25 protein-coding genes are annotated in these 26,704 nt (G+C 62.3%); 16 read left to right on the top strand and 9 right to left on the bottom strand.

All coding sequences use genetic code 11. The features are described 5' to 3' along the window. Positions 1-52: 52 nt before the first annotated feature. Together GRS80_RS08080 and GRS80_RS08075 are read left to right on the top strand one after the other, a co-directional pair. Complete coding sequence (locus tag GRS80_RS08080) at positions 53-424, top strand: 30S ribosomal protein S8e (protein WP_160047098.1); 372 nt, start codon at positions 53-55, stop codon at positions 422-424. Between the two features lie 249 nt (positions 425-673). Then, positions 674-1,024, top strand: coding sequence for a GNAT family N-acetyltransferase (locus GRS80_RS08075; protein WP_343161503.1), 351 nt, complete (start codon positions 674-676; stop codon positions 1,022-1,024). Positions 1,025-1,063: 39 nt separating this feature from the next. Here GRS80_RS08075 and GRS80_RS08070 read toward each other — a convergent pair whose 3' ends face one another. Further along, complete coding sequence (locus GRS80_RS08070; RefSeq protein WP_160047097.1) at positions 1,064-2,059, bottom strand: phosphate uptake regulator PhoU; 996 nt, start codon at positions 2,057-2,059, stop codon at positions 1,064-1,066. A gap of 203 nt (positions 2,060-2,262) precedes the next feature. Here GRS80_RS08070 and GRS80_RS08065 point away from each other — a divergent pair, with 203 nt between their 5' ends. The 6 genes from GRS80_RS08065 (at position 2,263) to GRS80_RS08040 (ending at position 8,276) form a co-directional block, all read left to right on the top strand. Beyond that, positions 2,263-3,306, top strand: coding sequence for a PstS family phosphate ABC transporter substrate-binding protein (locus GRS80_RS08065; RefSeq protein WP_149081266.1), 1,044 nt, complete (start codon positions 2,263-2,265; stop codon positions 3,304-3,306). Beyond that, positions 3,303-4,232: a phosphate ABC transporter permease subunit PstC gene (gene pstC, locus GRS80_RS08060; RefSeq protein ID WP_160047096.1), complete on the top strand. Its 930-nt coding sequence runs from the start codon at positions 3,303-3,305 to the stop codon at positions 4,230-4,232. The genes GRS80_RS08065 and pstC overlap by 4 nt, the downstream gene beginning before the upstream one ends. Next, positions 4,229-5,131: a phosphate ABC transporter permease PstA gene (pstA, locus tag GRS80_RS08055; protein ID WP_160047095.1), complete on the top strand. Its 903-nt coding sequence runs from the start codon at positions 4,229-4,231 to the stop codon at positions 5,129-5,131. The genes pstC and pstA overlap by 4 nt, the downstream gene beginning before the upstream one ends. Before the next feature lie 179 nt (positions 5,132-5,310). Continuing rightward, positions 5,311-7,014 carry an ATP-binding protein gene (locus GRS80_RS08050; RefSeq protein ID WP_160047094.1) on the top strand — a complete coding sequence of 568 codons (1,704 nt, stop codon included), beginning with the start codon at positions 5,311-5,313 and terminating at the stop codon, positions 7,012-7,014. Positions 7,015-7,204: 190 nt separating this feature from the next. Further along, positions 7,205-8,062: a phosphate ABC transporter ATP-binding protein PstB gene (gene pstB / locus GRS80_RS08045; protein ID WP_160047093.1), complete on the top strand. Its 858-nt coding sequence runs from the start codon at positions 7,205-7,207 to the stop codon at positions 8,060-8,062. Positions 8,063-8,129: 67 nt separating this feature from the next. Further along, complete coding sequence (locus GRS80_RS08040) at positions 8,130-8,276, top strand: hypothetical protein (protein WP_160047092.1); 147 nt, start codon at positions 8,130-8,132, stop codon at positions 8,274-8,276. Between the two features lie 302 nt (positions 8,277-8,578). Here the strand turns inward: GRS80_RS08040 and GRS80_RS08035 are convergent, their stop codons facing one another. The 3 genes from GRS80_RS08035 to GRS80_RS08025 are packed head-to-tail and all read right to left on the bottom strand — an operon-like array spanning position 8,579 to position 12,781. Then, on the bottom strand, positions 8,579-9,736 hold the full coding sequence (locus tag GRS80_RS08035) for an ABC transporter permease (RefSeq protein ID WP_160047091.1): 1,158 nt from the start codon (positions 9,734-9,736) through the stop codon (positions 8,579-8,581). After that, positions 9,726-11,783, bottom strand: coding sequence for a PrsW family glutamic-type intramembrane protease (locus tag GRS80_RS08030; RefSeq protein WP_343161502.1), 2,058 nt, complete (start codon positions 11,781-11,783; stop codon positions 9,726-9,728). Before GRS80_RS08030 ends, GRS80_RS08035 begins: the two co-directional genes overlap by 11 nt. Before the next feature lie 26 nt (positions 11,784-11,809). After that, the gene (locus tag GRS80_RS08025; RefSeq protein WP_160047090.1) at positions 11,810-12,781 is read right to left on the bottom strand and encodes an ABC transporter ATP-binding protein; all 972 of its coding nucleotides are present in this window, start codon (positions 12,779-12,781) and stop codon (positions 11,810-11,812) included. Positions 12,782-12,897: 116 nt separating this feature from the next. Between GRS80_RS08025 and GRS80_RS08020 the strand changes: the two genes are divergently transcribed. Further along, on the top strand, positions 12,898-13,338 hold the full coding sequence (locus GRS80_RS08020) for an SRPBCC family protein (RefSeq protein ID WP_160047089.1): 441 nt from the start codon (positions 12,898-12,900) through the stop codon (positions 13,336-13,338). Between the two features lie 87 nt (positions 13,339-13,425). After that, positions 13,426-13,782 carry a helix-turn-helix domain-containing protein gene (locus GRS80_RS08015; RefSeq protein ID WP_160047088.1) on the top strand — a complete coding sequence of 119 codons (357 nt, stop codon included), beginning with the start codon at positions 13,426-13,428 and terminating at the stop codon, positions 13,780-13,782. Between the two features lie 10 nt (positions 13,783-13,792). Here GRS80_RS08015 and GRS80_RS08010 read toward each other — a convergent pair whose 3' ends face one another. Together GRS80_RS08010 and GRS80_RS08005 are read right to left on the bottom strand one after the other, a co-directional pair. Next, entirely contained in the window at positions 13,793-14,239 is a 447-nt protein-coding gene (locus GRS80_RS08010) for a UPF0179 family protein (protein WP_160047087.1), read from the bottom strand. A 92-nt stretch (positions 14,240-14,331) separates the two neighbouring features. After that, positions 14,332-14,724: a DUF5820 family protein gene (locus GRS80_RS08005; RefSeq protein WP_160047086.1), complete on the bottom strand. Its 393-nt coding sequence runs from the start codon at positions 14,722-14,724 to the stop codon at positions 14,332-14,334. A gap of 607 nt (positions 14,725-15,331) precedes the next feature. Between GRS80_RS08005 and GRS80_RS08000 the strand changes: the two genes are divergently transcribed. From GRS80_RS08000 to GRS80_RS07975, 6 genes are all read left to right on the top strand, one after another. Then, complete coding sequence (locus GRS80_RS08000; RefSeq protein ID WP_160047085.1) at positions 15,332-17,404, top strand: serine protein kinase PrkA; 2,073 nt, start codon at positions 15,332-15,334, stop codon at positions 17,402-17,404. 1 nt (position 17,405) lies between these two features. After that, on the top strand, positions 17,406-19,691 hold the full coding sequence (locus tag GRS80_RS07995) for a kinase anchor protein (protein WP_160047084.1): 2,286 nt from the start codon (positions 17,406-17,408) through the stop codon (positions 19,689-19,691). Then, positions 19,682-21,010: a YeaH/YhbH family protein gene (locus tag GRS80_RS07990; protein ID WP_160047083.1), complete on the top strand. Its 1,329-nt coding sequence runs from the start codon at positions 19,682-19,684 to the stop codon at positions 21,008-21,010. Before GRS80_RS07995 ends, GRS80_RS07990 begins: the two co-directional genes overlap by 10 nt. 47 nt (positions 21,011-21,057) lie before the next feature. Next, a complete protein-coding gene (locus GRS80_RS07985; protein WP_160047082.1) occupies positions 21,058-23,085 on the top strand; it encodes a SpoVR family protein in 2,028 nt (675 codons plus the stop codon). Positions 23,086-23,164: 79 nt separating this feature from the next. Beyond that, positions 23,165-23,758: a HEAT repeat domain-containing protein gene (locus tag GRS80_RS07980; RefSeq protein WP_160047081.1), complete on the top strand. Its 594-nt coding sequence runs from the start codon at positions 23,165-23,167 to the stop codon at positions 23,756-23,758. A gap of 376 nt (positions 23,759-24,134) precedes the next feature. Further along, entirely contained in the window at positions 24,135-24,509 is a 375-nt protein-coding gene (locus GRS80_RS07975) for a CBS domain-containing protein (RefSeq protein ID WP_235019680.1), read from the top strand. 148 nt (positions 24,510-24,657) lie between these two features. Here the strand turns inward: GRS80_RS07975 and gvpO are convergent, their stop codons facing one another. Genes gvpO through gvpA form a run of 3 tightly spaced genes read right to left on the bottom strand, consistent with a single transcriptional unit; the run spans position 24,658 to position 26,525 of the window. After that, complete coding sequence (gene gvpO, locus GRS80_RS21010; protein ID WP_160047080.1) at positions 24,658-25,203, bottom strand: gas vesicle protein GvpO, halophile-type; 546 nt, start codon at positions 25,201-25,203, stop codon at positions 24,658-24,660. 9 nt (positions 25,204-25,212) lie between these two features. Then, the gene (gvpN, locus tag GRS80_RS07965; protein WP_160047079.1) at positions 25,213-26,232 is read right to left on the bottom strand and encodes a gas vesicle protein GvpN; all 1,020 of its coding nucleotides are present in this window, start codon (positions 26,230-26,232) and stop codon (positions 25,213-25,215) included. A gap of 5 nt (positions 26,233-26,237) precedes the next feature. After that, complete coding sequence (gene gvpA / locus GRS80_RS07960; RefSeq protein ID WP_149081285.1) at positions 26,238-26,525, bottom strand: gas vesicle structural protein GvpA; 288 nt, start codon at positions 26,523-26,525, stop codon at positions 26,238-26,240. Between the last annotated feature and the right edge of the window lie 179 nt (positions 26,526-26,704).

The raw sequence follows: 26,704 nt of genomic DNA, 5'->3' as shown, positions 1-26,704 counted from the left end.
GGCTTCGACACGAAAGCGTGCATTCAAGTAGACGCCGGATCTTTTCTCGCGTATGCAAAATCAGGGACGCTCCACGCGAAAGCGTACCGGTGGCCGACTGAAAAACGTTCGAAAGCGCCGAAAGGACGAACTCGGCCGACTCCCGACGGAGACGCAGGTCGGTGAGCCACGATTCCGGACCGTCGACGTCCGCGGCAACGGCCAGAAAACCCGCGCACTCGCGACGAACGTCGCAAGCGTCAACGACGGCGGCGAAACGCTCTCGGCGGAAATCGAAGACGTCGTCGAGAACGACGCCAACCCCAACTACGTCCGCCGAAACATCGTCACGAAAGGCGCAGTTATCGCGACCTCCGAGGGCGAGGCTCGCGTCACGTCCCGACCCGGCCAGACCGGTCAGGTCAACGCCGTTCTCCTCGAATAACTCTCGTAGTCGGTGAAACGATTTTCCAGCGCCCACTCACGCACGTAGCCACGAGTCCGTTGTAAACACCCGTTTCGGACCGAGCGTTTCAGACACCCGTTTCGAGCCGGTCTCACGCGAATATCGACCCTCGAACAGCCGATCGAACCGGAACAGTGAACGGCCGTCGGCGATCGGTATGAACACGAACCGAGATGGCCGAAGCCAGACCGATTCGGGCGGACGAACTGGACGACCTTCTGGTGCTGTATCGGATGCTCAACCCGGACGATCCGGAACTCGAGCCAGCCCACGTATCCGATCGTCGTCGTCGAGCACGACGATCGTCTCGTCTCCTCGTGCGTTCTCTCGATCACGCCGAACCTGACGAGAGGTGCCAGACCGTTCGCGGTGATCGAGAACGTGGTGACTCATGAGGCGTACAGGGGAAGCGGGTTCGGAACGCAGTGTGTGCGAAACGCGACCACGGTCGCGGAGCGTCGCGACTGCTACAAGGTCATGCTCCTGACGGGGTCCGACGAGCAGTGGAAACACGAGTTCTACGAGAACTGTGGGTTCGATCGGGAAGCGAAGACCGGGTTCGTCCTCGACCTGCGCTAGCTGGATTTCGAGTCAGCGACGACAGCGTTAGAACCGGAGCTATGGTCGCGGGGCCGCCTTCTGTAACGCCGTCTCGGCGATGTTTCCGCCATAATCGGCGCTTCGGGAAAGCGAGTCGACGATCAGCCCGAGCGACTGGGCCTGGACCGGCTCGAGTTTCCGGAGCATATCGTCGATCGTTCGGGTGTGTTCGTCGATCTCGAGCACTGCTTCGTGGGCCGCGTGTCCCAGCTGGCTCGCCTCGTCGCTCTCGTCGGCGAACAGCGCGTCCATCGATTTCTCGAGGACGTCGGTAGCGTCGGCTTGCAGTTCGGAGAGTGCGGCGGCGACGTCCTCCGGAATCTCGTCGAGTTTGAGCGCCAGATTGCTGATCTTGGCGGCGTGGTCGGCGACCCGCTCGAGTTGGCGGGCGCTCGAGTGGAAGTCGAAACAGTCCTCACGGGGGACGCCGAGTTCCTCGGCGGCGCGAGGGGACCGAAGCGTCGCACGAAAGATCCGGGAGACGACCAGCCAGAGGCGGTCGACGTCGTCGTCGCGCTCGATGACGTCGCGGGCGATGTCGTCGTCGTTTTCGACGAGTGCGATGACGGCGTCTTCGAGCATCGAGGTGGCGATCAGACGCATCCGGGAGACAGCGTTGACGATCGACAGCTCCGAGGAGTCGAGTAAGTCCTGGATAACGACGCTGTCGGTCGTCTCCTCGAGAACTTCGACGCCGACGAGGCTCTGGGTCGCGTCCCTGATCGCCCGTCGCTGATCCGTCGTGATGCGGCCGGCCTCGAGGCGGATGATGTCGAATCCGCTGACGTACATCGTCATTACGGCACGAGTGAGTCGCTCGCCCTCGAGGTCTGAGACATCGAGGGTCCCCTCCTGGCGCTCGACATCGCTCTGTGGCGTCAACAACAGCGCGTCGTCTTCGGGATAGAACTCGACGGTCGTCCCGGCGCTGACACCGTTTTCCGTCGCCCACCCCTTCGGGAGCGAGACGGTGTACGTCGACCCTCCCGTCACCTGCACTTTTCGGGTCTCCATGTGGCGAGGTTGTGGCGGTAGGAATATAAATCTGGCCAGGTCTCCGTACTTCTAGTGAGGCCGTTATTCCAGGCCAATAATGGTTGATATGCGGATTATCGCTCGGCTATCCTCGTCACCGATCTCGGTACCCGTTGTCTAACATAGAAATATATAGCAAACATAGTAGGGTATTTAGAGACGATATCACCACTAACTGAGTGATGGCAAACGAGCCGATTACCGGTCGGGCCGACGCGGTTTCGCGTCGGCACGTTCTACTCGGCGCTGCCGGAACGGCACTTTCTGGGCTCGCGGGGTGTCTCGCACGGGGAGAGGATAGCGGGCTCGACGGCGAAATCCGAATGGACGGCAGTAACACGGTCCTTCCACACGGCGCCGTCGTCTCCGAGGAGTTCCAGTGGCGCAACAACCGGGTCGTGATCCCCGTTCGGGGATCCGGAACGGGTGCAGGGTTCCAGCGCTTTTGTGCCGGTGAAACCCACGTCCAGAACGCGAGCCGCCCGATCCTCGAGGACGAACGGGATCTCTGTGGCCAACACGGGATCGAGTATCTCGAACTCGAGACCGCACTCGACGGGCTGGCCGTCATCGCGAACCCCGACAACGACTGGTGTGAGTCACTCACCGTCGAGGAGCTCGCGGCAATCTGGGAGTCCGGATCGGACGTCGAGACCTGGAGTGACGTCCGTCCGGACGACCCGGACTTTCCGGACGAAGAGATCGAACTCTACGGTCGCGATCCCGCTTCCGGCACGTTCGATTACTTCACGGAGGAGATCACCGGCGAGATCGGAAACATTCGCTCGGATTACTCCGCGAGCGCGGATACGAACGTGATCGTCCGCGGCGTTCGCGGGAGCGAATACGCACTCGGGTTCGGCGGTGCGGGCTACTACTACGAGAACGAAGATGAACTCAAACTGCTCGGCGTCGACGACGGCGACGGCGTCGTGAAACCGAAACGAGAGACGATCGAAAGCGGCGAGTACCAGCCGTTGACGCGGCCACTGTACACCTACTTCCGAACCGACGCCTTCGAGCGCGAGGAGGTTCGTGCGTTCGCCCGATTTTACTTCGAGGCGATCGACGGGGAGGCGACCGACGCCGAGATCGTCGAACCCGGGGAGGAACTGACGTGGACGCAGTGGGCCGCCCGACGCGTCGGCTACTACGCGATTCCGGACGAACAGGTTCGGGCCAGCGCGGAGAAACTCGAGGATGCGATCGCGGAGGAGCGAGAATGAGCCAGGCCGAACGAACGACGGATATCACGACCGGTGGCTCGAGCGGGATCGACGACCGGAAGAACGCGACGATTCGGTACGTCTTCTTCTCGTGTGCACTCGTCACCGTTCTCACGACGCTCGGAATTATTCTGGTCCTGGTTCAGGGATCGATCGAATTCTTCCAGCAGGTCTCGATCGTCGAGTACTTCACCGGGACCGAGTGGTCGCCGGTGATCCGGCCGCGAAGCTACGGCGTCTTGCCACTGATCTGGGGGACGCTTCTGATTACGGCCGGTTCGGCGCTCATCGCGATCCCCGTCGGAACGGCGACGGCGATCTATCTCTCGGAGTACGCCGACCCGCAGGTCCGTAAGGTGATCAAGCCGACGCTCGAGATCCTCGCCGGGATTCCGACGATCGTCTACGGCTTCTTCGCGCTCTCGTTTATCACACCGATCATCCAGCACGTATTCCCCGATACCGGAACGTTCAACGCGGCCGCGGGTGCGATCGTCGTCGGCATCATGATCATCCCGATGGTCTCGAGTCTGAGCGAGGACGCGATGTCCGCGGTGCCCGACGACCTGCGCAACGCGGCCTACGGCCTCGGCGCGACGAAGTTCGAGGTGTCGACCCGTGTCGTCTTCCCCGCGTCGCTGTCGGGAGTCATCGCCTCCTACATTCTCGCGCTCTCGCGGGCGATCGGCGAGACGATGGCCGTCACGCTCGCGGCGGGGATGCACCCCCAGATCACGATGGATCCGCTCGAGCCGATCCAGACGATGACCGCCTACATGGTCCAGATCGGGATCAGCGACGTCTCGGTCGGTTCGATCGGGTATCAAAGCCTGTTCGCGGTCGGACTGACGCTGTTTGCCATGACGCTCTTGATGAATCTGTTCAGCCTGTGGATCAAATCGCGCTACAGGGAGGAGTACCAATGAGCACGAGCAATCCGTTCGCCGAAGGCACCGAGGACATCGCCCGCAAGCGATTGCTCGGCCGCGTATTCGTCGCGATCTGTTTCGCGTCGACGCTCGTCGGCATCGTCGCACTCGTCGCGCTGATCGCGGACGTCCTCTACGAGTCGTGGGGGTGGGTCACCTGGGAGTTTCTGACGTACCCGCCCTCGCAGGTGATCGAGAACTTCCTGCCGGGGGGGCGGGGTGCGGGTATCTATCCCGCGATCGTGGGATCGATCTTCCTCATCGCGTTAACCGCCATCTTCACCGTCTTCCTCGGGGTCGGCGCGGCGGTCTATCTGGAAGAGTACGCCGGCGACAACTGGTTGACGTCGTTCATCGAAGCGAACATCGCCAATCTCGCGGGCGTCCCGTCGATCGTCTACGGGCTGCTCGGACTGGCCATCTTCGTCCGTGGGATGCAACTGGGCTCGAGTCTCATCGCCGGTGCGTTGACGCTGACGCTTCTGATCTTGCCGATCGTCATCGTCTCGACACAGGAAGCGCTCCGTGCGGTGCCGGACTCACAACGCCAGGCGGCCTACGGTGTCGGTGCGACGCAGTGGCAGGTAATCCGTGACGTCGTCTTGCCGCGAGCGCTTCCCGGGATCATGACCGGGACGATCCTTTCGCTGTCGCGGGCGATCGGCGAGACGGCACCGATCCTGATGGTCGGTGCAGCGACGTCGCTGTTCGTCGCGCCCGACGGCCTCACGAGTCCGTTCAGTGCGATGCCGATGATGATCTTCGAGTGGGCAACCCTTCCCGAACCCGAGTTCCAGCACGTCGCCGCCGCCGGAATCGTCGTCTTGCTCACGATTCTGTTGTTGATGAACGCAATCGCGATCTTCATCAGGAACAGGTACGATCCGCGGAGCTAACCGGAAATCGATCCGCGGTGTCGGGGTTGCGTCGACAGCGATGCGACGATTGGAAATGTCCTTTAGCAAACAGTAACGACTATTCCGCCTTCGTTTCGCCTCGCCAATGGCTGAACGTGACACGAGATAGCCACAATTATAATAATCCCTTGATATGTAATGGCAATGGTCGCCGGCGAATGAGGCTAACGTATCGGTTCTGTGTCGCGTTCGTCATCGTCGTGATCGTCTCGGGGGGCGTCCTCGTGGTCACGTTCGATACACACCGAACCGATGTGCTCAACAGTGCCGAGGACTCGGTTGCCGAACGGGCCGAGCTCTCGGCGACCATGCTCGACGATCGGATACGCGAACAGCAACGAACACTGGCCATCGCAGCGAACAACCCGGACGTCAGAGCACACGGAACCGAACGACAGGGGGACACACTCGAGCAGCTCGTCGACGTTTCCGCGTTCGGCGGCGTCACCGTAGTCGACGAAACTGGAGCGGTGCGGGCGATCGAAACCAGACAGGCAAGCACCTCGGTGACGATCGTCGGAACGGATCTCAGCGACCGACGATACGTCGACCGATCGCTTCGTGGGGAAGAGTACGTCAGTGATCCGCTCGAAGCCGAAACCGGTAACGACGTCATCGTCGTCAGCACACCGATCCGCGAGGACGGCGAGATTGTCGGCTCGCTCAACGGTGCCTACCACATCGATGACGAACGGTTGTTCGAGCCCATAGCCGAGGACGACCAGGGTGCGATAACCGTCGAAGCCGACGGGGAGACGGTGTTTACGAACGCCGATCACCTCGACGAGACGATCGAGGACGAGGCGATGGTCGGAACCGTCGGCTGGACGGTTACCGCCCACCGGGAACGGGGAGAGGTTACCGGATCGATCGACCGGTTGGTGCTCTTTCAGACGGCCTCGGCCGTCGCGTTGCTCGGTTCGGTCACCGGGTTCGCCGTGTGGATCTATCGGTCGAAGGTTCGACGGATCGGGCGGATCCTCGAGCGGCTTCGAGCACTCGAGCGACGTGAGTACGGTGACGAACCAGCGATCGGCGGTGCCGCCGAGTGGCGACGGATCGACCGCGCACTCGATGGGTTGGCGGGATCGCTCGCCCGGCGCGAACAGATGCTCCTCGTCCTCAACCGAATTCTACGACACAACCTTCGGAACACGCTGAATCTCGTCGTCGGTCACGCCGACGATCTCGAATCCAGACTCGACGGGGAAAATCGGGAGTCGGCCGCCGAGATCGCAGCGGCGACGCGTGAACTGCTCGAACTGGCCGACCGTGCCCGAACGACGGAGTCGTTGCTCGATCCGATCGACGACGAGACGCTTCGAACTGACGTCGCGACGATCACTCGCGAACGCGTCGACGCGTTCGACGCGGCGAGCCGTTCGCGCGATCTCGAGACCGTCATCGTCGACGGACCTGAGCAGGCAATCGCGGCCTGTGGAGAGGGAATCGGCATCGCGATCGACGAACTGCTGGCGAATGCGGCCGATCACGCCGGGCCGAACCCATCCGTGACGATCGAGATCGAACCGACGCCGGAGTGGATTCGTCTGGCCGTCGAGGACGACGGTCCCGGCATTCCGCCGGAAGACATCTCGGTGATTACGGGCGAGCAGGAACTTTCCCAGGTCAATCACGCCGGCGGTATCGGCCTCTGGCTCGTCGACTGGATCGTCAGCCGGTACGGCGGCCGGCTCTCGATTTCGTCGTCCGAATCGGCCACAGCCGGGGACGTAACCGAGAGAGACGACGCCGGGAGTACGGTCGTCCTCGAACTCCCCCGACCGGCCGAGCCGACGCCACCAACCGAGAACGAAGCCGGGACCGAAGACGCTCGCTCCGATCGAATCCCCACTCAATAGAGATATATAGTCAACGGTCCCGGACCGGAGAGATCATAGTATCCTATTTAGGTAGGCGTTCTCTCGTTGTATGTACGTAGAACGAACCCGGACGGGTCGGTCGTCTCGATCGATACGTCCGGCGAACGATCCGGACGAGGAGCGTTTCGGACCAGGCAACCGCCTACTCTCGAAGAATGAACTATCGTCCATGACTGCAAACGCCGGTGGACCACGAACGGTATCGAAAGCCGAGACCGACGATCACCGGTCCGAACCGATCGAAGACGACGCACCGCTTGGCTCACCTCGAGTCGCCGACCCCGTCATCAAATCCCGGGATCTCGACGTCTACTACGGCGACGAGCAGGCACTACACGGTATCCAGATGGAGATTCCCGAACGGAAGGTGACCGCGCTGATCGGCCCCTCCGGCTGTGGGAAGTCGACGTTCCTCCGGTCGATCAACCGAATGAACGACCTCATCGACATCGCTCGCGTCGAGGGCGACCTTCGGTTCCACGGAAAGAACGTCTACGACGAGGACGTCGATCCGGTCGCGCTTCGCCGGAAGATCGGCATGGTGTTCCAGAAACCGAACCCGTTTCCGAAGTCGATCTACGACAACGTCGCCTACGGCCTGCGCGTCCAGGGCAAAGACGACGACGTCGACGAACAGGTCCACACGGCACTCGAGCGGGCGGCGCTTCTAGACGAGGTCGAGGACCAACTCGACTCCTCCGGGCTCGATCTGTCGGGCGGACAACAACAGCGACTGTGTATCGCTCGAGCGATCGCCCCCGATCCGGAGGTCATTCTGATGGACGAACCTGCATCCGCGCTGGACCCGGTCGCCACCTCGAAAATCGAGGATTTGGTCGAGGAGTTAGCCGAAGAGTACACGGTCGTGATCGTCACACACAACATGCAACAGGCGGCGCGTATCTCCGATAAAACCGCGGTCTTTCTCACCGGCGGCCATCTCGTCGAGTTCGACGACACCAACAAGATCTTCGAGAACCCCGAAAGCGAGCGCGTCGAGGATTACATCACCGGCAAATTCGGCTGATCCTGTCGATCGATTTCGATCCGTAACCGACAGTTTGATGCTTTTGTTCGATCATGCTCAGGGAAGAATGTATATCACGATCAAGCAAAAGTTCGTGGCGATCGTCACTGGGTCCTTGCTCTGGGTCGTCTTCCTCCTGTTTTCCCCCTGGTGGCTCGCCTTCATCGCACTGTTCGCGATGGTGCCGTTCTTTTGGAAGATACTCCGGTCGTGAGACGGGGGATTCGGGGGTAAGCGGGTTCTCTAATCCGACTATCGGTCCGCAGAGGTGCTGTCGTTCCGATTTTCCGATGGCATTCCAGATTGGTCGTAGCAACATCGAAAACGATTCACAACGGCCCAATTGTGGACAGCGATCGACAAGCGAACCAGAACGACGACAGTGGTATCGTCTCGCGCATCAAGAGCGTGTTCAGCCGACGCTGAACTGGTCGATAGCGGCCGTTCGACTCCGTCTTTCGCGGTTTTCGTTGTGGCACTGCGTCTCGAGTGAACGCTGTCCCAGCCGAATCGTTCTCACAGCGAGTCGTGATCGACTCGAGCGAGAACGACCCGGACCGCGCCGAACGCGACCGCGGCGAGCAGACAGTACAGTGCAAGCGAAAGCCACGTGACCGTCGTTGCGCTCCCGATGGCGAACTTCGCGACGGTGTTCGCCGGATGTTCGGGCAACACCGTCGAGACGACGAGTGCACCGACGATACCGGTCGAGTACAGCAGTTGCGCCTGGCGCCGATCCGGAGCCGTGAGTGCAACGGCGCCACCGACGCCGACGACGAGCACGGCGAGCGCCGAGACGAGCACGAGTAGCGCGAACGGGTTCGCGATACCCGTTCCGTTGAACGCGAGCAACGCGAGCCAGGCGATCGCCTGTATCGGCGCGAGCGCGGCGGTCGCGGCCAGCTTCGCGTCGACGACGTCGACGAACGAGACGGGGGCCACCCGAAGCAACTCGAGGGTGCCACGCTGGCGCTCCTCGACGAGCGAGTCGACGACGATCGAGCCGCTGATGAACGCCGGCAGGAACAACAACAGCGGGAGCAACACGGTGTAGGTGAACTCGGCGTACGGGCTGGCGTCCGTCTCCCCGGGGACCGCCAGCGGCGGCTCCTCGAAGCTGTCTTCGTTCTCGATCCGCTCGACGTGCTCGATCGTCTCGAGGGTCTCGCGAATCTGAACGACGAGCAGCGTCGTCTCGAGTCCGCCGTCGGGTGCCGTTACGCTGACGACGAGTCTGCCGTCGTCGTCTCGGTTCGCGTCGAGGACGGCGTCGACCCATCCTTCGTCGAACGCGTGGTGGGCCGCCGCCCGGTCGTCGTAGAACCGTGGATCGATTCCGCCCTGCTGGTCGGCGACGGCGATCAGTTCGTCGGTGTCGCTTCCCGTGACGGCGACGTCGGCCTCGTATCCGTCCACGGAGTCGGGTTCGTACATCGAGACGAGGCCGACGACGAGAAACGAGGAGAACGCCGCGATGAACAGCTGGATCGCGATCGCGAGCAGGATCGTCTTCTCCGAGCGAAGCGAGCGAAGCTGTCGGCGGACGATCGCCCGGCGTGCCCGCCAGAGGCCGCTCGAGCGTCGGTCGTCGCCGTCGTCTCTCGAGGGTGGATTCGGCCCGCGGGGTACCGAGGCGTCGTCGTCGGATCGCCACTCGTCACGATCAGCTGACAAGGATGATCACCCCGAGATTGTAGAGGGCGTGGACGAGGGTCGCGACGACGAACGCCACGGCGTACGTCCCTCGGCCGTGTCTCGCACCCGTGGCGGAGATGATCGCCGTCACCACGTGGAGGGCGAGCGGAGCGAGAAAGAGAGCGAGCAAAACGACGAGCGGCAGGTCGGCACCGAGTTCCGGGCCAAACGCGGCGACGCTGATCGGAAGATCCGACAGTCCCACGAACTGACCGACGTGGGTGATCTTTTCGCCGACGAAAAAGCCCAGTCCGGAGAGTGCACCGAGGATCGCGGCCACTCGGATCGTCGGTTCGAATCGTGAGCGGGCGAATCCCGCGTAGACGTGGATGCTCTTCGCGAACTCCTCGATCGCCGCGGCGAGGACGAACATGACGATCAGTGCGATCGACTCGGGGACGACGAACAACAGCGCAACGGCGAGCAGTTGGGCCGCGAAGACGAACGGCATGAACACGACCGACAGCACGAACGGGCTCCAGTAACTGGAGACGCGCCTCGAGACGGCGTCGATCTGGCTCGTGATCGCGTCGACGATCTTCGCGGGGACCGGCTTCTGGGCGAACATGTCTTCCTCGCGGTAGATGCCGATCCCGAGCAAGAAGAGAACGGCTGCGCTGAGGTAAAACGGGGCGGTCGAGAAGAGGTACTCGACGAGACGGACCGACTCGCCCTGAAGATCCATTACGACGAGGGTCAGCGGCGAGATCAACGCGATCGGCGTCACTTCGGTGAAGATCGCCGGCACGAACGTGTACGTCGTCAGGAGGACGCTGATGGTGACGGTGACGAATGTCATCTCCTTGAACGAACGGGCGAGCATCGCGCCGGCGAACGTCGACGCGAGAAACACCAGCGCGATCGGAATCGCTGCGGCGACCGAGAGCGTCCGCCCGCCGATCACCGCGGCGGTCGCGACGACGATACCGACGAGGCCGAGCAGATACGGGAGCGTCTTTCCGGCGACGATCTCGTAGCGCGAGGACGGCGACACCAGGAGCAACTCGCCGCGGCGCTTGATCCGTTCGTCCATGATCGTACTCCCGTAGGTCTGGATAACGAAGTTCATCGGCACGATAAACAGAAAGGCGAGCACGAGCGACTGAAACGGAAACGGCGGCGACAGCGTATCGGGCGTCGCGGGACTCGTATCTTCTGTGGCCGTGGCACCGATGTCGGGAACCTGAAACTCTCCGTCCGCCGTCGGACTCGTGACGTCGGTCGTCGTCTCCGGTGACCCGCCGGCGTCGTCTGATCCCGACCCGTCGGAACCGATCACGTCCTCGGTAGTGTCGGTCGTATCGTCGTCAGAAGCGCCCCTATCTCCGCCGGAATCGGCCGGGTCGCCGTCTAACCTGGTCGTATCGCTGTCAGCAGTGACTGAGTCGCTGTCCGTACCGACTATCTCGGTGTCATCGTCGGCTGCGCTCTCGTCGACATCAGTCGTCTCTTCGTCGGCATCGGCACCGTCTGTCCCGATCACGTCCCCGCCTGTGTCGGATCCACGGTCACCACTCTGGGCTGTCATACCGGTCTCACGCTCCTGATACTCGACGGTCACGAGTACCGGATAGGCGGCGACGTCGTCGTCCTCGGCGGCCATTCGATCGGCGTTTTCCGCTTCGATCGCTTCGCGGAACGCGTGGAACGCCTGTTCGCCGTTGTCACCGACGTACCCCAACTCACCGTCACGGGTCACGACGACGTCGACGTTCGAGCCCCCTCCGTCGTCGATCCGGACGTCCTCGAGCGCGATCGTCCGGAACCGATCGCTCTCAGTGGCGACATCGGCGTAGGGATCGTCCGAATCGACGCCGACGACGTACAGTTCGTCCTCGAGGCCGATGCCGTCGTCGGCGACCGAGAGTCCGACACCGCCGACGACGACGAGTATCGCGGCCACCGCGACGATCGTCCGCCGATCGACGGTTCCGGCGCTTCGGGAGATTTCCCAGCGGGCGATCCGTGCAGTCCGTCGGAACGAACCGACCGCCCCACGTCGGAGCGAGGTAAGGTGCCGTCGGATCGACTCGGACGGTGACCGGTCGTCGCTCACGCCTCGAGTTCCTCCTCGGGATCAGTCGTGTCGGCGTCCGCGTCCGTTTCGGTATCCGAACGGGCTGTTCCCTCGGCGTCAGAGCCGCTGGCGATCTCGAGAAAGATTTCCTCTAAGCTCGGCGTCGTCGTCTGGATGTCGGTGATGCGTCCGCCTTCCGCGTCGACGGCTTCGCGGATCGACTCGACGTCGTCCATCCCACCGACGACGTGTCGAACCTGGTCGTTCTCGCGGCTGGTCGATATCTCGCCGAGTGCGTGGCTCGCGTCAACGGTCGCGTACACGTAGTACTCGGTACCGCCGTGGGTCTCGCGGATCTCGTCGACGGTTCCGCGAGCGACGATCCGACCGTTGTTCATCACTGCGACCCGATCGCAGATACTCTCGACGTGAAAGAGATTGTGTGCGCTGAAGATGATCGTCTTTCCCGCCTCGCTGAGTTCGCGGGTGAACTCGATGATGTAGTTCGTCGTCAGCGGGTCGAGTCCCGACGCCGGCTCGTCGAAGATGAGCACCTCGGGATCGTTCACGAGCGCCCGGGCGATGGCGACTTTCCGTTTCATCCCCTTCGACATGTTGCCGATTCGCCGGGTCCGGTGTTCGAGATCGAGCCGATCGAGCGTCCGGTCGATCCGCTCGCGGGCGACGTCCGAGGGGACGTCGTAGAGGTCCGCGAAGAAGATGAGATACTCGAGAGCGGTCATCTCCTCGTACAGCGGCGACTCCTCGGGGAGGAAGCCGAGTCGGCGTTGCATCGCCGGCTCGCCGGGGGTGTGGCCGGCCACCGTCGCCGTCCCGTCGGTCGGCTCGATCAGACCGGCGATCATCTTCAACGTGGTCGTCTTCCCGGCCCCGTTCGGGCCGACGATGCCGAACACCTCGCCACGTTCGATCGAGAACGTACTCCCTTCGACGGCGGCGAACCCCCCGTACTCCTTGCGGAGGTTTTCGACTTCGACTATCGCCATCACTCGATTCGAGGCAGGGAGTCCCGCAAGTAAAGTCTAGCGGCTACGGACAGTTCGGGTTGCGAACTCGAGCGACCGAAACGCCATATTCGCGGCGGACGTACGTTCGTATACGAATGACTCGCGTCCAGCGACGGCGGACACCCGACGGCGACAGAGTCGAGATCTCTCAGGTCCTCGCAGTGGCCCCGGAACGAGCCTGGGAACTGCTGGCCGATACGATGCGGTGGCCCGACTGGTCGCCGGTCGTCCGCGAGGTGGAGTCGACCGATCGTCGCGTTCGGGAGGGGACCACCGGTCGAATCCGGGTACCCGGTGTCTGGCTCCCGTTTACCGTCACCTCGCGGACGGACCGCCGCTGGACGTGGCGTGTGCCGTGCGTACCGTCGGCTGGCCACCGCGTCGACGACCTGGGTGATCGGCGCTGTCGCGTCGTTTTCGAGGTTCCGTTCCACGCCGCGGGATCGGTTCCGATCTGTCTCGAGGCGCTCGAGAATATCGAATCCACCCTCGCGGAGGACCGAACGGCAGCCGGAGAACCCGAGGCGGACCAGTGACCTGCAACGCCAGTAGATAACACTGTGTTATCTCGTTCGATTCCGAACTGCTATGGGGCTCCCGACCGAACGTCGACGGGAGACCTGATGTCATCGCAACGACCGCAATCGAACGACCAGCATCCGGAGGCCTGCCCCGTCATCGAATCGCTCGAACAGATCGGGTCGCAGTGGCGTCTGGCCGTCTTACACGAACTCCTCGCCGGCGAGCAACGGTTCAACGAACTCAAGCGTTCGACCGGTGCGAACGCGCGGACGCTCTCGCGGGTGCTGGACGATCTGGGAGAGACGGGGTTCGTCGAACGCCGCATCGAAGAAGACGCGCCGATCGCGACCTACTACAGCCTCACGGACAAGGGTCGGTCGCTCGAGCCGGTGTTCGACGAAATCGAGTGTTGGGCCGGAAGTTGGCTCGAGGCAGCCGACGAATCGAACCGAAACTGAGGCGGCCGAATCAACCATCGGGCTCGAGTTCGACTAGCTGAAGACCTCTGTCGAGGTGACAGACGTCGTGGGGTGGATCGCCCACGATCTCGCTGATTCTGTACTCCTCGTCGAACGCGAGGCCGTCGGGGTCACAGTACTCGTGGCTCGGACACTCGACGTACGGACACGGGCCTGGAAGACTCGATTTGCTTCCGGCGAACGCACCTTTCGAAACGATGTTCGCTCGCACCGAGACGGGTTCGACTTCGACCGCGCGGACGCCGCCGTCGTGCATCGCACACTCGAGTGTCTGTGCGTTTTCCCGAACGGAGGTGATTCGATAGCGGGTATCAGTCGAGAGGTTGAGACACTGGCTTCGGTACGGACAGCCGGCACAGGCATCCGCTTCGCCGTGATAGACGAATTCGGTCCCCGGTTCTGCCAGGCGAGAACCGACGAGGGTGACGGTGGACATACAGTCCACTACTCGCCACCGCCGGTTAAGCCTCACTCTCGAGTGTGTCGGTTCGTCGGCCGACGTATCGGTTCCCACTCGACCCCGTGAGTTCACCCCGTCAGTTCGTCCAATCGATCGAAGTACCGCTCTCGAGGCACCTGATACAGGCCTCGGTAATCGATCTCGCCGTCGTCGAAGCGGTGTGCGAGTTCGACGACGGACTCGAGGGCGTCGGCTCGCGTCGAGAATCGTTCGCCGCCCTCGAGCGAGACGTCCGGCTCGAGATAGAGCGTGACGAACCAGTCGTCGTCGCCGGTCGAATCGGTTGGATTCTGACCCGGACGTCTCGACCGACGACCGTGTGTCAGATACAGGGTCGGGAGACAGGCCGCGGGAAACTCGTCACCGTCGAAGACGTCCGGCCGGTAGGCGAGGACGAGGCGTCCGTCCTCGCCGTCGGACCAGATCTCCCAGGCCGGCGGGAGGGTCGCCAGATCGGTCATGGTCTCGCCTACGGTCGCCCGTCCTAAATCGTCGTCGTCACGGGTACGCGGTCACCGGTTTGTGTCCCCCAGCCGCTGTCGATGTCGGCTGGTCCCGATCGCGTCTCTGGTCTCGCTCCGTTCTCATCGCGTGCAATCCGACGGGAGATATAGGGACGATACCGTGCTATCACCACCCACACCGCGCGCGACCGAACCGCGGCAATGCAGGCGAGTGACTTATGATGAGAGATCCCCGACGGCCGGTGTGGTATCTATTGGCATACAAACATACCTGCATATATTGCCTGGAATTTATTCTTGGTAAATACCTTTTGGGGCCAAGGTTAAGTAGCTGGATTACTCACTCATTAAATACTATCGATATCCGTACGGCGGGTCGATCCACGTCGCGCCCGTCCCCGGCGCACGTCGTTCGAGACCGACACACCGTCTCGAGCGCCGACACGTGGCACGCGAGTACCCATGAAACAACGGACCGCCCGAAGGGGGTCGCACCCTCCGCGCGAGCTCGTCTCGACAGCGAACGCACGAGGAGTTCTGGGTCGACGACGTCGCGCGGATGCAGCCTCTCAGCCGGCGAGAAGCGACAACTGGCAATGATACCATGAACGGAGACATCGAGACGCTCGAGAAGCTAAGTTCGGACTACAAGGAATCGATGCCCGCAGACCTGCGGGAGACGAAATCGTTCGACTGGTACTTAGCGGAGACCTACGAGGACCCGAAGATCACCCGCAACGCCCACCAGCGCGTCGCAGATATGTTCGATTACTACGGCACGACCTACGACGAGACCGAGGGTGTCGTCGAGTACCAGCTCGCGAGCGAGGATCCGTTACACGACGGTGAGAACACCTTCTACGGCAAGGTGATCCACCAGTCGATCCACGAGTTCGTCAACAAGGTGAAATCGGGTGCTCGACGGCTCGGACCCGAACGACGGATCAAGCTCCTGCTCGGCCCGGTCGGATCGGGGAAGTCTCACTTCGACAAGCAGGTCCGCCAGTACTTCGAGGATTACACGCTCCGCGAGGAGGGTCGGATGTACACGTTCCGCTGGACGAACCTCTGTGACGTCATCAACGACCAGGACCCCGCCGACGACACGGTCCGGTCGCCGATGAACCAGGATCCGCTCGTGCTCCTCCCACGCGAGCAACGCCAGCGAGTGATCGACGACCTAAACGAGCGCCTCGAGGCACCGTACACCATCCAGAACGAGCAGGCACTCGATCCAGAAAGCGAGTTCTACATGGACAAACTGCTGGCGTACTACGACGACGACCTCCAGCAGGTACTCGAGAACCACATCGAGATCATCCGCTTCATCGCCGACGAGAACAAACGCCAGGGCTTAGAGACGTTCGAGCCCAAGGACAAGAAAAACCAGGACGAGACCGAGTTGACGGGCGACGTCAACTACTCGAAGATCGCCATCTACGGCGAGAGCGACCCGCGTGCGTTCGACTACTCGGGGGCGTTCTGTAACGCCAACCGGGGGATTTTCTCCGGCGAAGAGTTGCTCAAACTCCAGCGGGAGTTCCTCTATGACTTCCTGCACGCGACCCAAGAGCAGACGATCAAGCCCAAAAACAACCCCCGGATCGACATCGACCAGGTGATCGTCGGCCGGACGAACATGCCCGAGTACAAGGACAAGAAAGGCGACGAGAAGATGGAGGCCTTCAACGACCGCACCAAGCGGATCGACTTCCCGTACGTCCTCTCTTATGAGGACGAGGCCAGCATCTACCAGAAGATGTTGAACAACGCCGACGTCCCCGACATCAACGTCGAGCCCCACACCCTCGAGATGGCGGGACTGTTCGGCGTGCTCACGCGGATCGAAGACCCCGACACGGAGACCGTCGGACTGCTGACAAAGGCCAAAGCGTACAACGGCGAGATCGACGAGGGTGACGACATCGACGTCAAGAAGCTTCGCGAGGAGGCCGCAGCGAAAGCCGAGATCGGCGAGGGAATGGTCGGCATCTCGCCGCGCTTTATCGGCGACGAGATCGCCGAGGCGATCATGGACTCGAAACACCGCCAGCGCGGCTTCCTCTCGCCACTGACGGTGTTTAACTTCTTCGAGGAGAACTTAGAGCACCACGGCTCGGTCCCCGAGGAGAACTTCGAGACCTACTACCGCTATCTCGAGACGGTTCGCGAGGAGTACCGCGAGCGCGCGATCGAGGATGTCCGTCACGCGCTGGCCTACGACCTGGATGAGATCCAGCGCCAGGGCGAGAAGTACATGGACCACGTGATGGCCTACATCGACGACGACACGATCGAAGACGAGTTGACCGGGCGAGAGCAGGAGCCCGACGAAACCTTCCTGCGCTCGGTCGAGGAGAAACTCGACATTCCCGAAGATCGCAAGGAGGACTTCCGTCAGGAAGTGAGCAACTGGGTCTCTCGGCGCGCTCGAGAGGGCGAGGCGTTCAACCCACAGGACAACGAGCGCCTGCGCCGCGCACTCGAGCGCAAACTCTGGGAGGACAAGAAACACAACATCAACTTCTCCGCGCTCGTGTCGGCCAACGAGTTCGACGACGACGAGCGGTCCTCGTGGATCGACGCCCTGATCGAACAGGGCTACTCCGAGGAAGGGGCAAAAGAGGTACTCGAGTTCGCCGGCGCGGAGGTCGCCAAAGCAGAGATCGAAGACTAACATGACCGGCACCGACTACGTTACCGAGGCTGACCGCGCGCTGGAGGAGACCTACGAGGAGCCGATGAGCCTTCCAGCGTACGTCGATCGGATCTTCGAGAATCCGACGATCGCCTCCCACGCCTCGAAGTACCTCCTCGAGGCGACCGAAGCCGCCGGAACGCGAACGGTCGTCGAGGAAGGCGAAGAGAAAGAGCGCTACCGATTCTTCGACGACCCGTACAACGACGGCGAACACGCCATTCTCGGCAACACCGAGGTGCTAAACGGCTTCGTCGACGACCTCAGATCGATCGCGGCGGGCCGGGCGAAAGACGAGAAGATCGTCTGGTTCGAGGGACCGACGGCGACCGGGAAATCAGAGCTCAAACGCTGTCTGGTCAACGGCCTTCGGGAGTACTCGAAGACGCCGGAGGGGCGTCGGTACACGGTCGAGTGGAACGTCACGACGGCCGACGCCGAGGAGCGGGGCTTGAGCTACGGCGGGGACCCCACCGCCTCGGACGACCAACACTGGTACGAGAGTCCGGTTCAGGCACATCCGCTCTCGGTGTTCCCCAAGGATGTCCGCGATCGGATTTTGGCCGATCTCAACGGCGAACTCGAGGACCACGTCCCCGTTCGGGTCGACACTGCGCTCGATCCGTTCTCCAGGGAAGCGTACGAGTTCTTAGAGGAGCGGTACCGCCGAGCGGGCAAGGACGAGTTGTTCTCGGCGATCACCGACGAGACCCACCTGCGGGTGAAAAACTACGTCGTCGACGTCGGCCAGGGCGTCGGCGTGCTCCACAGCGAGGACGACGGTCGACCCAAGGAGCGACTCGTCGGCTCCTGGATGCACGGCATGCTCCAGGAACTCGACTCGCGAGGACGCAAGAACCCGCAGGCCTTTTCCTACGACGGTGTCCTCTCGCAGGGCAACGGCGTCCTCACGATCGTCGAGGACGCCGCCCAGCACGCAGACCTGCTTCAGAAGCTGTTGAACGTCCCCGACGAGCAGTCCGTGAAACTGGACAAGGCGATCGGGATGGACGTCGACACCCAGATGCTGATCATCTCGAACCCCGATCTCGAGGCCCAGCTCAACCAGCACGCCGACCGAAACGGCATGGATCCGCTGAAGGCACTCAAACGACGCCTCGACAAGCACCGCTTTGGCTACCTGACGAATCTGAGCCTCGAGTGTGAACTCATCAGGCGGGAGCTGACGAACGAAAAGAGCGTCTGGGAGGCCGATGGCTACGACGAGTTGGCCGATCGGATCCGCGAGCCGGTGACGGTGACGGTCAAAGGTAGCGACGGCGAGACACGGACGGAGGAGTTCGCGCCCCACGCCATCGAGGCGGCCGCGCTGTACGCGGTCGTCACCCGGCTTGACGAGGAAGACCTTCCGAACGGACTCGATCTGGTCGACAAAGCGTTGATCTACGATAAGGGGTACCTACAGGAGGGAGATACGCGACGCGAGAAAGACGAGTTCGATTTCGCCGACGGCGCCCACGACGGCGAACACGGGATCCCGGTGACCTACACTCGCGACACGCTCGCCGAGTTGCTCCAGACCGACCGGGAGCGCCACCACGCAGAGTTGCCGGTCGAGGACGTCGTGATGCCCCGTGACGTGTTAAACGGGATGGCCGAACAGATGGCTGACGCGCCGGTGTTCTCGACGGGCGAGCGCTCCGAGTTCGAGAACCGCGTTGTTCCGGTGAAAAACTACATCTTCGACCAACAGGAGTCGGACGTCATCGAGGCCATTATGCACGAGAAACGCGTCGACGAGGAGACCGTCGCCGAGTACGTCGAACACGTCTATGCGTGGGAGACCGACGAGCCGCTGTACAACGACCGCGGCGAACGCGTCGAACCCGATCCGCTCAAGATGAAACTCTTCGAGGTCGAACACCTCGGACGGTTCTCCGAGGAGGAGTACCAGGGCAACCTTCCCAGAGAGAGCGTCCAGAACTTCCGCCGTGAGAAGGTCATCACGTCGCTGAATCGCCACGCCTGGGAACACCGCGACGAGGACTTCGCCGTCCAGAACGTCGACCTCACCGCGATTCCGGTTATCAAGTCGGTCCTCGAGAGCCACGACTGGGAGGACGTCAGGCGGACGTTCGAGGACTTCGATCCGCGCCAGTGGGACGACCCGCCGAGCGGGACGGAGACGGAGACCGTCAAGGAGGATACGATCGAAACTTTGGTCACCGAGTTCGACTACTCCGAGGCGTCGGCCGAACTGACCAGCAGACACGTCATGGGACAGGTGAGCTACCGATGGGACTGAGAGACGACCTGGAGCGATTTCGCGAGGTCGGCGAACAGCGCCGCGAGGATCTGGCCGACTTCATCCAGTACGGCGACCTCGGCCAGAGCCGACCGGGTGAGATCAAGATCCCCGTCAAGATCGTTTCGCTTCCGGAGTTCGAGTACGACCAGCGTGACAAAGGCGGCGTCGGCCAGGGCGACGGCGGAACGCCCGACGTCGGCCAGCCGGTCGGCCAGCCCCAGCCACAGCCGGGTGACGAGGACGGTGACGAGGGCGAACCCGGCGAGGAAGGCGGCGAGCACGAGTATTACGAGATGGACCCCGAGGAGTTCGCCCAGGAACTCGACGAGGAACTCGGCCTCGACCTGGAGCCGAAAGGGAAGAAGGTAATCGAGGAGAAAGAGGGGCCGTTTACGGATCTCACGCGGACGGGGCCCGACAGCACGCTCGACTTCGAGCGGATGTTCAAGGAGGGACTCAAACGAAAGCTCGCGATGGACTTCGACGAGGACTTCGTGCGGGAAGTCTGTAAGGTCGAGGAGATCACGCCTCGCGAGGTCTTCGAGTGGGCCCGCGGCGAGAACCTCCCGGTCTCGATGGCCTGGATCGAGGAAGCTTACGCCGACATTCCCGAAGAGGAACGGGGGACGTGGTCCTCGATCGAGGCGGTCGAGGAGAACGTCGACCGCCAGTCGGTCCACCAGCAGATCCGCCGCGAAGGGATCAAACACGTCCCCTTCCGGCGCGAGGACGAACGCTACCGCTACCCGGAGATCATCGAGGAAAAAGAGAAGAACGTCGTCGTCGTCAACATCCGTGACGTCTCCGGATCGATGCGCGAGAAAAAGCGCGAACTCGTCGAGCGGACGTTCACGCCGCTGGACTGGTATCTGACCGGGAAGTACGACAACGCCGAGTTCGTCTACATCGCACACGACGCCGACGCCTGGCAGGTCGAACGCGAGGACTTCTTCGGCATCCGCTCCGGCGGCGGGACGAAGATTTCGAGCGCGTACGAACTCGCCGCCGAGTTGTTAGAGGAGTACCCCTGGAGCGACTGGAACCGGTACGTCTTCGCGGCCGGCGACTCCGAAAACTCTTCCAATGACACCGAAGAGCGCGTCATCCCGCTGATGGAGGAGATCGACGCCAACCTCCACGCCTACGTCGAGACCCAGCCAAGCGGCAACGCGATCAACGCGACCCACGCCGAGGAACTCGAGCGCCACTTCGGCACCGATTCCGACGATGTCGCGGTCGCGTACGTCAACGGTGAGAGCGACGTAACCGACGCGATCTACCGCATTCTCAGCACGGAAGATGACGACGATGAGTAACGAAGCAAACGTCGTTCGCTTCGAACTCACGAAAATCGGTGATTTCCATGAGTAACTCAAACTCCAACGCGGAACGGTTCCGCAAACAGGCGATCGCAAGCGAACTCGAGGAACCGGTGCGGGAAGCCCGGAATCTCGCGGAGAAACTCGGCCTCGAACCGTATCCGGTCAACTACTGGATCATCGACTACGACGAGATGAACGAACTCATCGCCTACGGCGGATTCCAGTCGCGGTATCCCCACTGGCGGTGGGGAATGCAGTACGACCGCCAGCAGAAACAGGGCCAGTACACCGGCGGGAAGGCCTTCGAGATCGTCAACAACGACAACCCGGCCCACGCCTTCTTACAGGAGTCGAACACGCTGGCCGACCAGAAGGCCGTCATCACCCACGTCGAGGCCCACTCCGATTTCTTCGCGAACAACGAGTGGTTCGGCATGTTCACGAGCGGCCGCTCGGAGGACGATCAGGTCAACGCTGCCGCGATGTTAGAGCGCCACGCTCGAGCGATCGACGAGTACATGTCCGATCCTGAGATCGACCGCGCCGAGGTCGAGAAGTGGGTCGACCACTGCCTCTCCCTCGAGGACAACATCGATCAACACCGGGTGTTCGAGCGCCGACTCGACGTCGACGGCCCGGCCGCAGAGATCGACGAGGATCTCGCCGAAAAGCTCGACGAACTCGAGCTCTCCGAGGAGATCAAAGGCGAAGTGTTCGACGAGGAGTGGCTCGAGAAACTCGAGGCCGAGGACGGTCAGGTGACGTTCCCAGAAGAGACCCAGAAGGACCTGCTCGCGTTCGTCCGCGAACACGGCAAGCAGTACGACGGAGAGTCCGAACGCGCCGTCGAGATGGAGGGGTGGCAACGTGACGTCCTCGATATGATGCGTGCGGAGGCGTACTACTTCGCCGCCCAGAAGATGACGAAGGTGATGAATGAGGGCTGGGCGGCCTACTGGGAGTCGACGATGATGACCGACGAGGTCTTCGCTGGCGACGACGAGTTCCTGAACTACGCCGATCACATGGCGAAGGTGCTGGCCTCGGGCGGGCTGAATCCCTACAGTCTCGGCATGGAGCTATGGGAGTACGTCGAAAACACCACCAACCGTCGCGAGGTCTTAGAGCGGCTCCTTCGCGTCGAGGGCATATCTTGGCGAAACCTCACCGACGTCGTCGACGTCGACGACGTCCTCGAGACGCTCGAGCCACCCGAATCGATCGACACCATCACCCGGGAGACGCTCGACCAGCTCGAGGACGCGCCCGACGAGTGGGTCGACCGCGAAGCACTCGAGCGGGCGCGCGAGGGAGAGATCGACATCGCGAAGTACCCCTGGAAAGTGCTCACCGACGAGGGGCTGGCACGCCGCCACTACTCCCTGGTCAAACGACAGAACCGCGGGTTCCTCTCGCGGGTCACTCAGAACGAACTCGAGCGGATCGGCCGCTACCTGTTCGACGACGCCCGCTACTCGTCGCTCGAGGAGGCGCTCGCGGAGGTCGACTTCACTGCAGGGTGGGATCGGATGTTCGACGTCCGGGAGAGCCACAACGACGTGACCTTCCTGGACGAGTTTCTCACCCAGGAGTTCATCACGGAAAACGACTACTTCACCTACGAACACTCCCAGGCGACCGGGCAGTTTCACGTGGCAAGCGACGCCGCGGAGGACGTCAAAAAGAAGCTCCTGTTGCAGTTCACCAACTTCGGCAAACCGACGATCGCGGTCTACGACGGCAACTACAACAACGCCAACGAGCTCCTGTTGGGCCACCAGTACAACGGCGTCATGCTCGACATCGGCCAGGCTCGAGAGACGCTCAAACGGATCTTCGAGCTGTGGGGCCGACCTGTGAATCTGCTGACGATCGTCAAGGAAGTCGACGAACACGACATCGAAGTGGCGAAGCGTCGGAATCGCGAACCGGAAGCCGAGGAACGCGGCAAGCTGATTCGCTACGACGGCAAGCAGGTCACGATGGAGGATGTGCCGTGGAACGACGTCGAACACCTCGCGGCCGACGACGTCGATTACGACACGAAGCCCGACGAGTGGCTCGCGTGACTCTCCTTTCTTCCTAGACGTTTCGAATTAAACTGCCGGAAGGCTTTTACCTTCTATCAATCATGCTCCCACCGGGATCATGGATAGGGATGGGGGAGAGTCCGTCGAGCAGCGACCGAACTCCTGTTCGTTCGATCTGCCGTCGGTTCTCGTACAGCTCGATGACCGGACGGCAACTGCACAGCGAGAGGCCGTCCGGACGATCCGGGAGAACGTCGAGGAACAGCCGAGAGTGTGCCTTCCAGCCGTTCCGAAGCTTCGGGCGCTTCTCGCACAGCCGTCTCTGGAGTGTCACGATACGGTCGCCTACTGTCTCGCCGAACTGGCAGCAGAGTCGCCGGTCGACGTGGCACCCTCGGCCGACGAAATCGTCACGTTCGTCGACGACGACCCGCCAGCGGCGGTGACCGCGGATCTGCTCCGGTGTCTCGAGTCGATCGCCACCGCTCGACCGGCAGCCCTCGTCGACCACACCGAGGTGATCGCCACGAACCTCGAGAGCGACGATCCGGGCGTACGCGGCGTTGCCGCGACGACACTCGGCCGTGTTGGCCTCGAGACCGACGCGACGCTCGAGGGCGTCTACGAACGACTCGCGGAACTCGCGGCGGACGACCCAAACCGGGAGGTCCGTGTCCGTGCACGACGGGCATGTGAACTGATCTCGCGGTGACAGGCCGAGACAGTACTCGAAACCACGGCTCCATCCGGTGGTCCGTTACCGCCTACTGCTTTGGCACGCCAGCACTGCAGGGTCGAATTCGGTGGTGTGGTTCGAGTCGACCCTGCAGTCGACGCTTGTCGGAGTACTATAGTAGCCACTGCAAGTCATTGCACACCTGATCGCCAGACGGATCGGCGATCAGTGTGTACATCGTTGCAGTTGTTACTATAACCCTGAACCAGAAAACGCACGTTTCATACGGTCTGCTGTACGCCATTGCCGGTGCGATTGCAGACGTGTCACAGTTACACCGGTAAATCGGTACAGCAATCCGTATGACGGCTCGACGGAAAGTACCATAACGATCGAATCCGTTCGTACTGATATGAGTTCTCCCGATAGGGTTACCGTCGAAGACGTGATGTCGACACCGCTCGAGACGATTTCGCCGGACGCTACGGTGATGGAAGCTACCCAGCAGATGCGCGGGAAGGATATCAACGCACTGGTCGTACAGACGACGCCTCGAGCGATAATCAGCAGTACGGACGTTCTCGACGCCGTTGCCGACGGACGAAACGTCTCGGAGCTCGAGGTCGCCGACGTGATGACGACCGACGTGGAGACCGCCACGCCGGATCTCTACATGGAGGAAGTCGCTGCGATGATGACCACCTACGGAATCAAACACCTGCCGGTCGTCGACGACGACTACGTTGGGATGGTCTCCTCGACCGACGTCACCACACACCTCTCTTAACGGTCGGAAGCGATACTGATCACCCTCGATTCGCTACTTGCCAGTTCACCGTTGCCGGACTCGAGAAGCCGACACCGATGCAGTTCGGCCGACATCGACGCGGTCCGTCCGATATCGACTTGGCTTCTCCGAGGCCGAAGCGAGGGCGCTACTCGAAGGCGGCCGTATCCCCGCGACGGTAGCGATCGAGCCGTCGGTAGCCGTGGACTGTGACGTCGTCGTCGAGTTCGACCTCGTACCGGCCGATGATGTCCTGGGTGTCGGGAACCGCTCGTCGCTCGACGACCTCGACGATCGCGAGCCAGCCGTCGTCGGTCGGTACGATCTCGCTGACCCCGTCGAACTCGCGGCCGATGAGATCGCCGGCGCTCGACTGGACGGTCTGTCGAACGGCGAGGACGCCTTCGATCGTCTCGTCGGCGTCGACGTCCTCGGCGTCGATCGAGTCGGGATCGGTTTTCTCCTCGGCGATCATATCGGGGCCGAGTTCCCTGCTTCGGCTCTCGCGTTCGGTCTCTGCGTCTTGTTGTTTCTGTTCGCCTTCGTCGGCTGTTTGACTGTCACTCACGGTTGGATCACTCTCGTCGTGTTGGTAGCAAAAGCCGTCCTCGGCGGCCGGTCGCGAACAGCGCTCACCGTCGGCTGTGAGCGCCTTACACTGGTCGGTCGATCCCTGGGTGTCGGCTTCGGCCATAGCTGAACGTCAGATTGTCTCACCGATGCTCGCTCGTAGCTCCTCGATACTGCCGTTCTCGCCGGCGATCTTCGGTGCGAGGACGTCCGTGAAGAGCTCCGTCAGCAACCCCTCGTCGATCACCTCCTCGTCGCCGTCGAACACCGTCATCCCCGTGGCTGCGGTGATCGCCGCCCGCGTTCCGACGACGACGTCGAGTTCGTCGCGAAGCGCTCGTGTCGCTCGGACGATCGTCTCGACGTCCTCCTCCGGGAGGTCGACGTGCGAGCTGACGATATCCCGTTCGGTCTCCTCGTCGTAGTAGTCGACGTGGACGCCGACGAACCGGTCGAGCAACGCGTCTTGCTGATCGTGGACGCCCGCGTACTCGACGTCGTTCGAGGTGACGATCGCCCGGAACTCGGGGTGGACGTCGATCGTTCGATCCTCGCCGCGCTTTCCCGGACGCTCGAGGACGCCCTCCTCGAACACCGAGAGCAAGACGTTGTGGGCCGACGGATCGCTTCGCGAGAACTCGTTGTAGACGAGCGTCGCGCCCTCCCGAACTGCCACGGAGAGGGGGTTGTCGATCCAGCGCTCGCGGACGATTTCGGTCTGTTTGCTGACGCCGCCGACGAAGCGGTCGTCTTCTTTGTACCGTTCCCCGCCCGCGTGTGCGCCGACGAGCGCCGCGGTGTCGACGGCCTCGTCGCCGTTGAGCCAGACGACCGGCCGTCCACGGTCGGCGGCCGCCGACAGCGCGAGTGCCGTCTTGCCACAGCCGGTGGGGCCGATCAGGTGTACCGGTTGATCGGCCTCGAGCCAGCCCGTGATTCGGTCGCGAAGCGAGGCAACAGCGTCGGTCTCGACGAACGGTTCGGGGACGACTTCGTCGGGTTCGGACAACGGGCTGTCGCCGTCGCGCTCTCGGGCGTTCGCCGCCGCCGTCCGCGCGAGTTCTTTCTTCGCCCGGCGCCCCTCTTTGCTCGAGCGGTCGCTCCTGATCTTCCGGCCGCGGACTTTGCGCGTTCGCGAGGAGTCGTCCGCCATCGGGGTTACTCTGAGGCTGACTGGGGTGACGATTCGGGTCGACGCTCGACCTCGAGTTCTTCCAGTTCCTCGAGTTCGCCCTCGGCGGTGGCTTGCTCAATTTTTGCGATCTCCTCCGCGTAGTGTAAGAAGGTGTCGACGCTGGCGACGACGACGCGGGCTTCGACCGTCAGGAGTTCGATCCCGACGACCGATACCCGCGCCCAGATGTCGATGACGACGCCTTTGTCGAGGATTCGGTCGAGGACTTCCGCGAGACTCGAGGAATCCGGTCTGCGCTGTGGTTGTGCCATGAGACGTCCGATCGTTCACGACCTGCTCGTAACACGGTGTGCACTGCGACTGCAAGCCGGTTCGACTGCTGTCTCGTCCCCGGGTTTCGTCGACTGCTGGTTCGACGTCGGGTTCCGCTGACTGCTGGTCGACTTCGGGTTCCAGACACAGGCACACCGGAACGGGACTCGACCGAAAT

This window comes from Natrialba sp. INN-245, assembly GCF_009807105.1.
Classification (GTDB): domain Archaea; phylum Halobacteriota; class Halobacteria; order Halobacteriales; family Natrialbaceae; genus Natrarchaeobius; species Natrarchaeobius swarupiae.
This window is presented reverse-complemented; position numbering and strand designations above follow the sequence as displayed.

Coding starts and splice junctions, on each gene's coding strand:
- GRS80_RS08010 (WP_160047087.1), bottom strand. CDS start 14,239: ATGTCCACCGTCACCCTCGTCGGTTCTCGCCTGGCAGAACCGGGGACC.
- GRS80_RS08040 (WP_160047092.1), top strand. CDS start 8,130: ATGTATATCACGATCAAGCAAAAGTTCGTGGCGATCGTCACTGGGTCC.
- GRS80_RS07995 (WP_160047084.1), top strand. CDS start 17,406: ATGACCGGCACCGACTACGTTACCGAGGCTGACCGCGCGCTGGAGGAG.
- gvpA (WP_149081285.1), bottom strand. CDS start 26,525: ATGGCACAACCACAGCGCAGACCGGATTCCTCGAGTCTCGCGGAAGTC.
- GRS80_RS08000 (WP_160047085.1), top strand. CDS start 15,332: ATGAACGGAGACATCGAGACGCTCGAGAAGCTAAGTTCGGACTACAAG.
- GRS80_RS07990 (WP_160047083.1), top strand. CDS start 19,682: ATGGGACTGAGAGACGACCTGGAGCGATTTCGCGAGGTCGGCGAACAG.
- GRS80_RS08015 (WP_160047088.1), top strand. CDS start 13,426: ATGTCATCGCAACGACCGCAATCGAACGACCAGCATCCGGAGGCCTGC.
- GRS80_RS07980 (WP_160047081.1), top strand. CDS start 23,165: ATGGATAGGGATGGGGGAGAGTCCGTCGAGCAGCGACCGAACTCCTGT.
- GRS80_RS08070 (WP_160047097.1), bottom strand. CDS start 2,059: ATGGAGACCCGAAAAGTGCAGGTGACGGGAGGGTCGACGTACACCGTC.
- gvpO (WP_160047080.1), bottom strand. CDS start 25,203: ATGGCCGAAGCCGACACCCAGGGATCGACCGACCAGTGTAAGGCGCTC.
- GRS80_RS08020 (WP_160047089.1), top strand. CDS start 12,898: ATGACTCGCGTCCAGCGACGGCGGACACCCGACGGCGACAGAGTCGAG.
- pstA (WP_160047095.1), top strand. CDS start 4,229: ATGAGCACGAGCAATCCGTTCGCCGAAGGCACCGAGGACATCGCCCGC.
- pstB (WP_160047093.1), top strand. CDS start 7,205: ATGACTGCAAACGCCGGTGGACCACGAACGGTATCGAAAGCCGAGACC.
- GRS80_RS08005 (WP_160047086.1), bottom strand. CDS start 14,724: ATGACCGATCTGGCGACCCTCCCGCCGGCCTGGGAGATCTGGTCCGAC.
- GRS80_RS08065 (WP_149081266.1), top strand. CDS start 2,263: ATGGCAAACGAGCCGATTACCGGTCGGGCCGACGCGGTTTCGCGTCGG.
- GRS80_RS07985 (WP_160047082.1), top strand. CDS start 21,058: ATGAGTAACTCAAACTCCAACGCGGAACGGTTCCGCAAACAGGCGATC.
- pstC (WP_160047096.1), top strand. CDS start 3,303: ATGAGCCAGGCCGAACGAACGACGGATATCACGACCGGTGGCTCGAGC.
- GRS80_RS08050 (WP_160047094.1), top strand. CDS start 5,311: ATGAGGCTAACGTATCGGTTCTGTGTCGCGTTCGTCATCGTCGTGATC.
- GRS80_RS08025 (WP_160047090.1), bottom strand. CDS start 12,781: ATGGCGATAGTCGAAGTCGAAAACCTCCGCAAGGAGTACGGGGGGTTC.
- GRS80_RS07975 (WP_235019680.1), top strand. CDS start 24,135: ATGAGTTCTCCCGATAGGGTTACCGTCGAAGACGTGATGTCGACACCG.
- GRS80_RS08080 (WP_160047098.1), top strand. CDS start 53: ATGCAAAATCAGGGACGCTCCACGCGAAAGCGTACCGGTGGCCGACTG.
- gvpN (WP_160047079.1), bottom strand. CDS start 26,232: ATGGCGGACGACTCCTCGCGAACGCGCAAAGTCCGCGGCCGGAAGATC.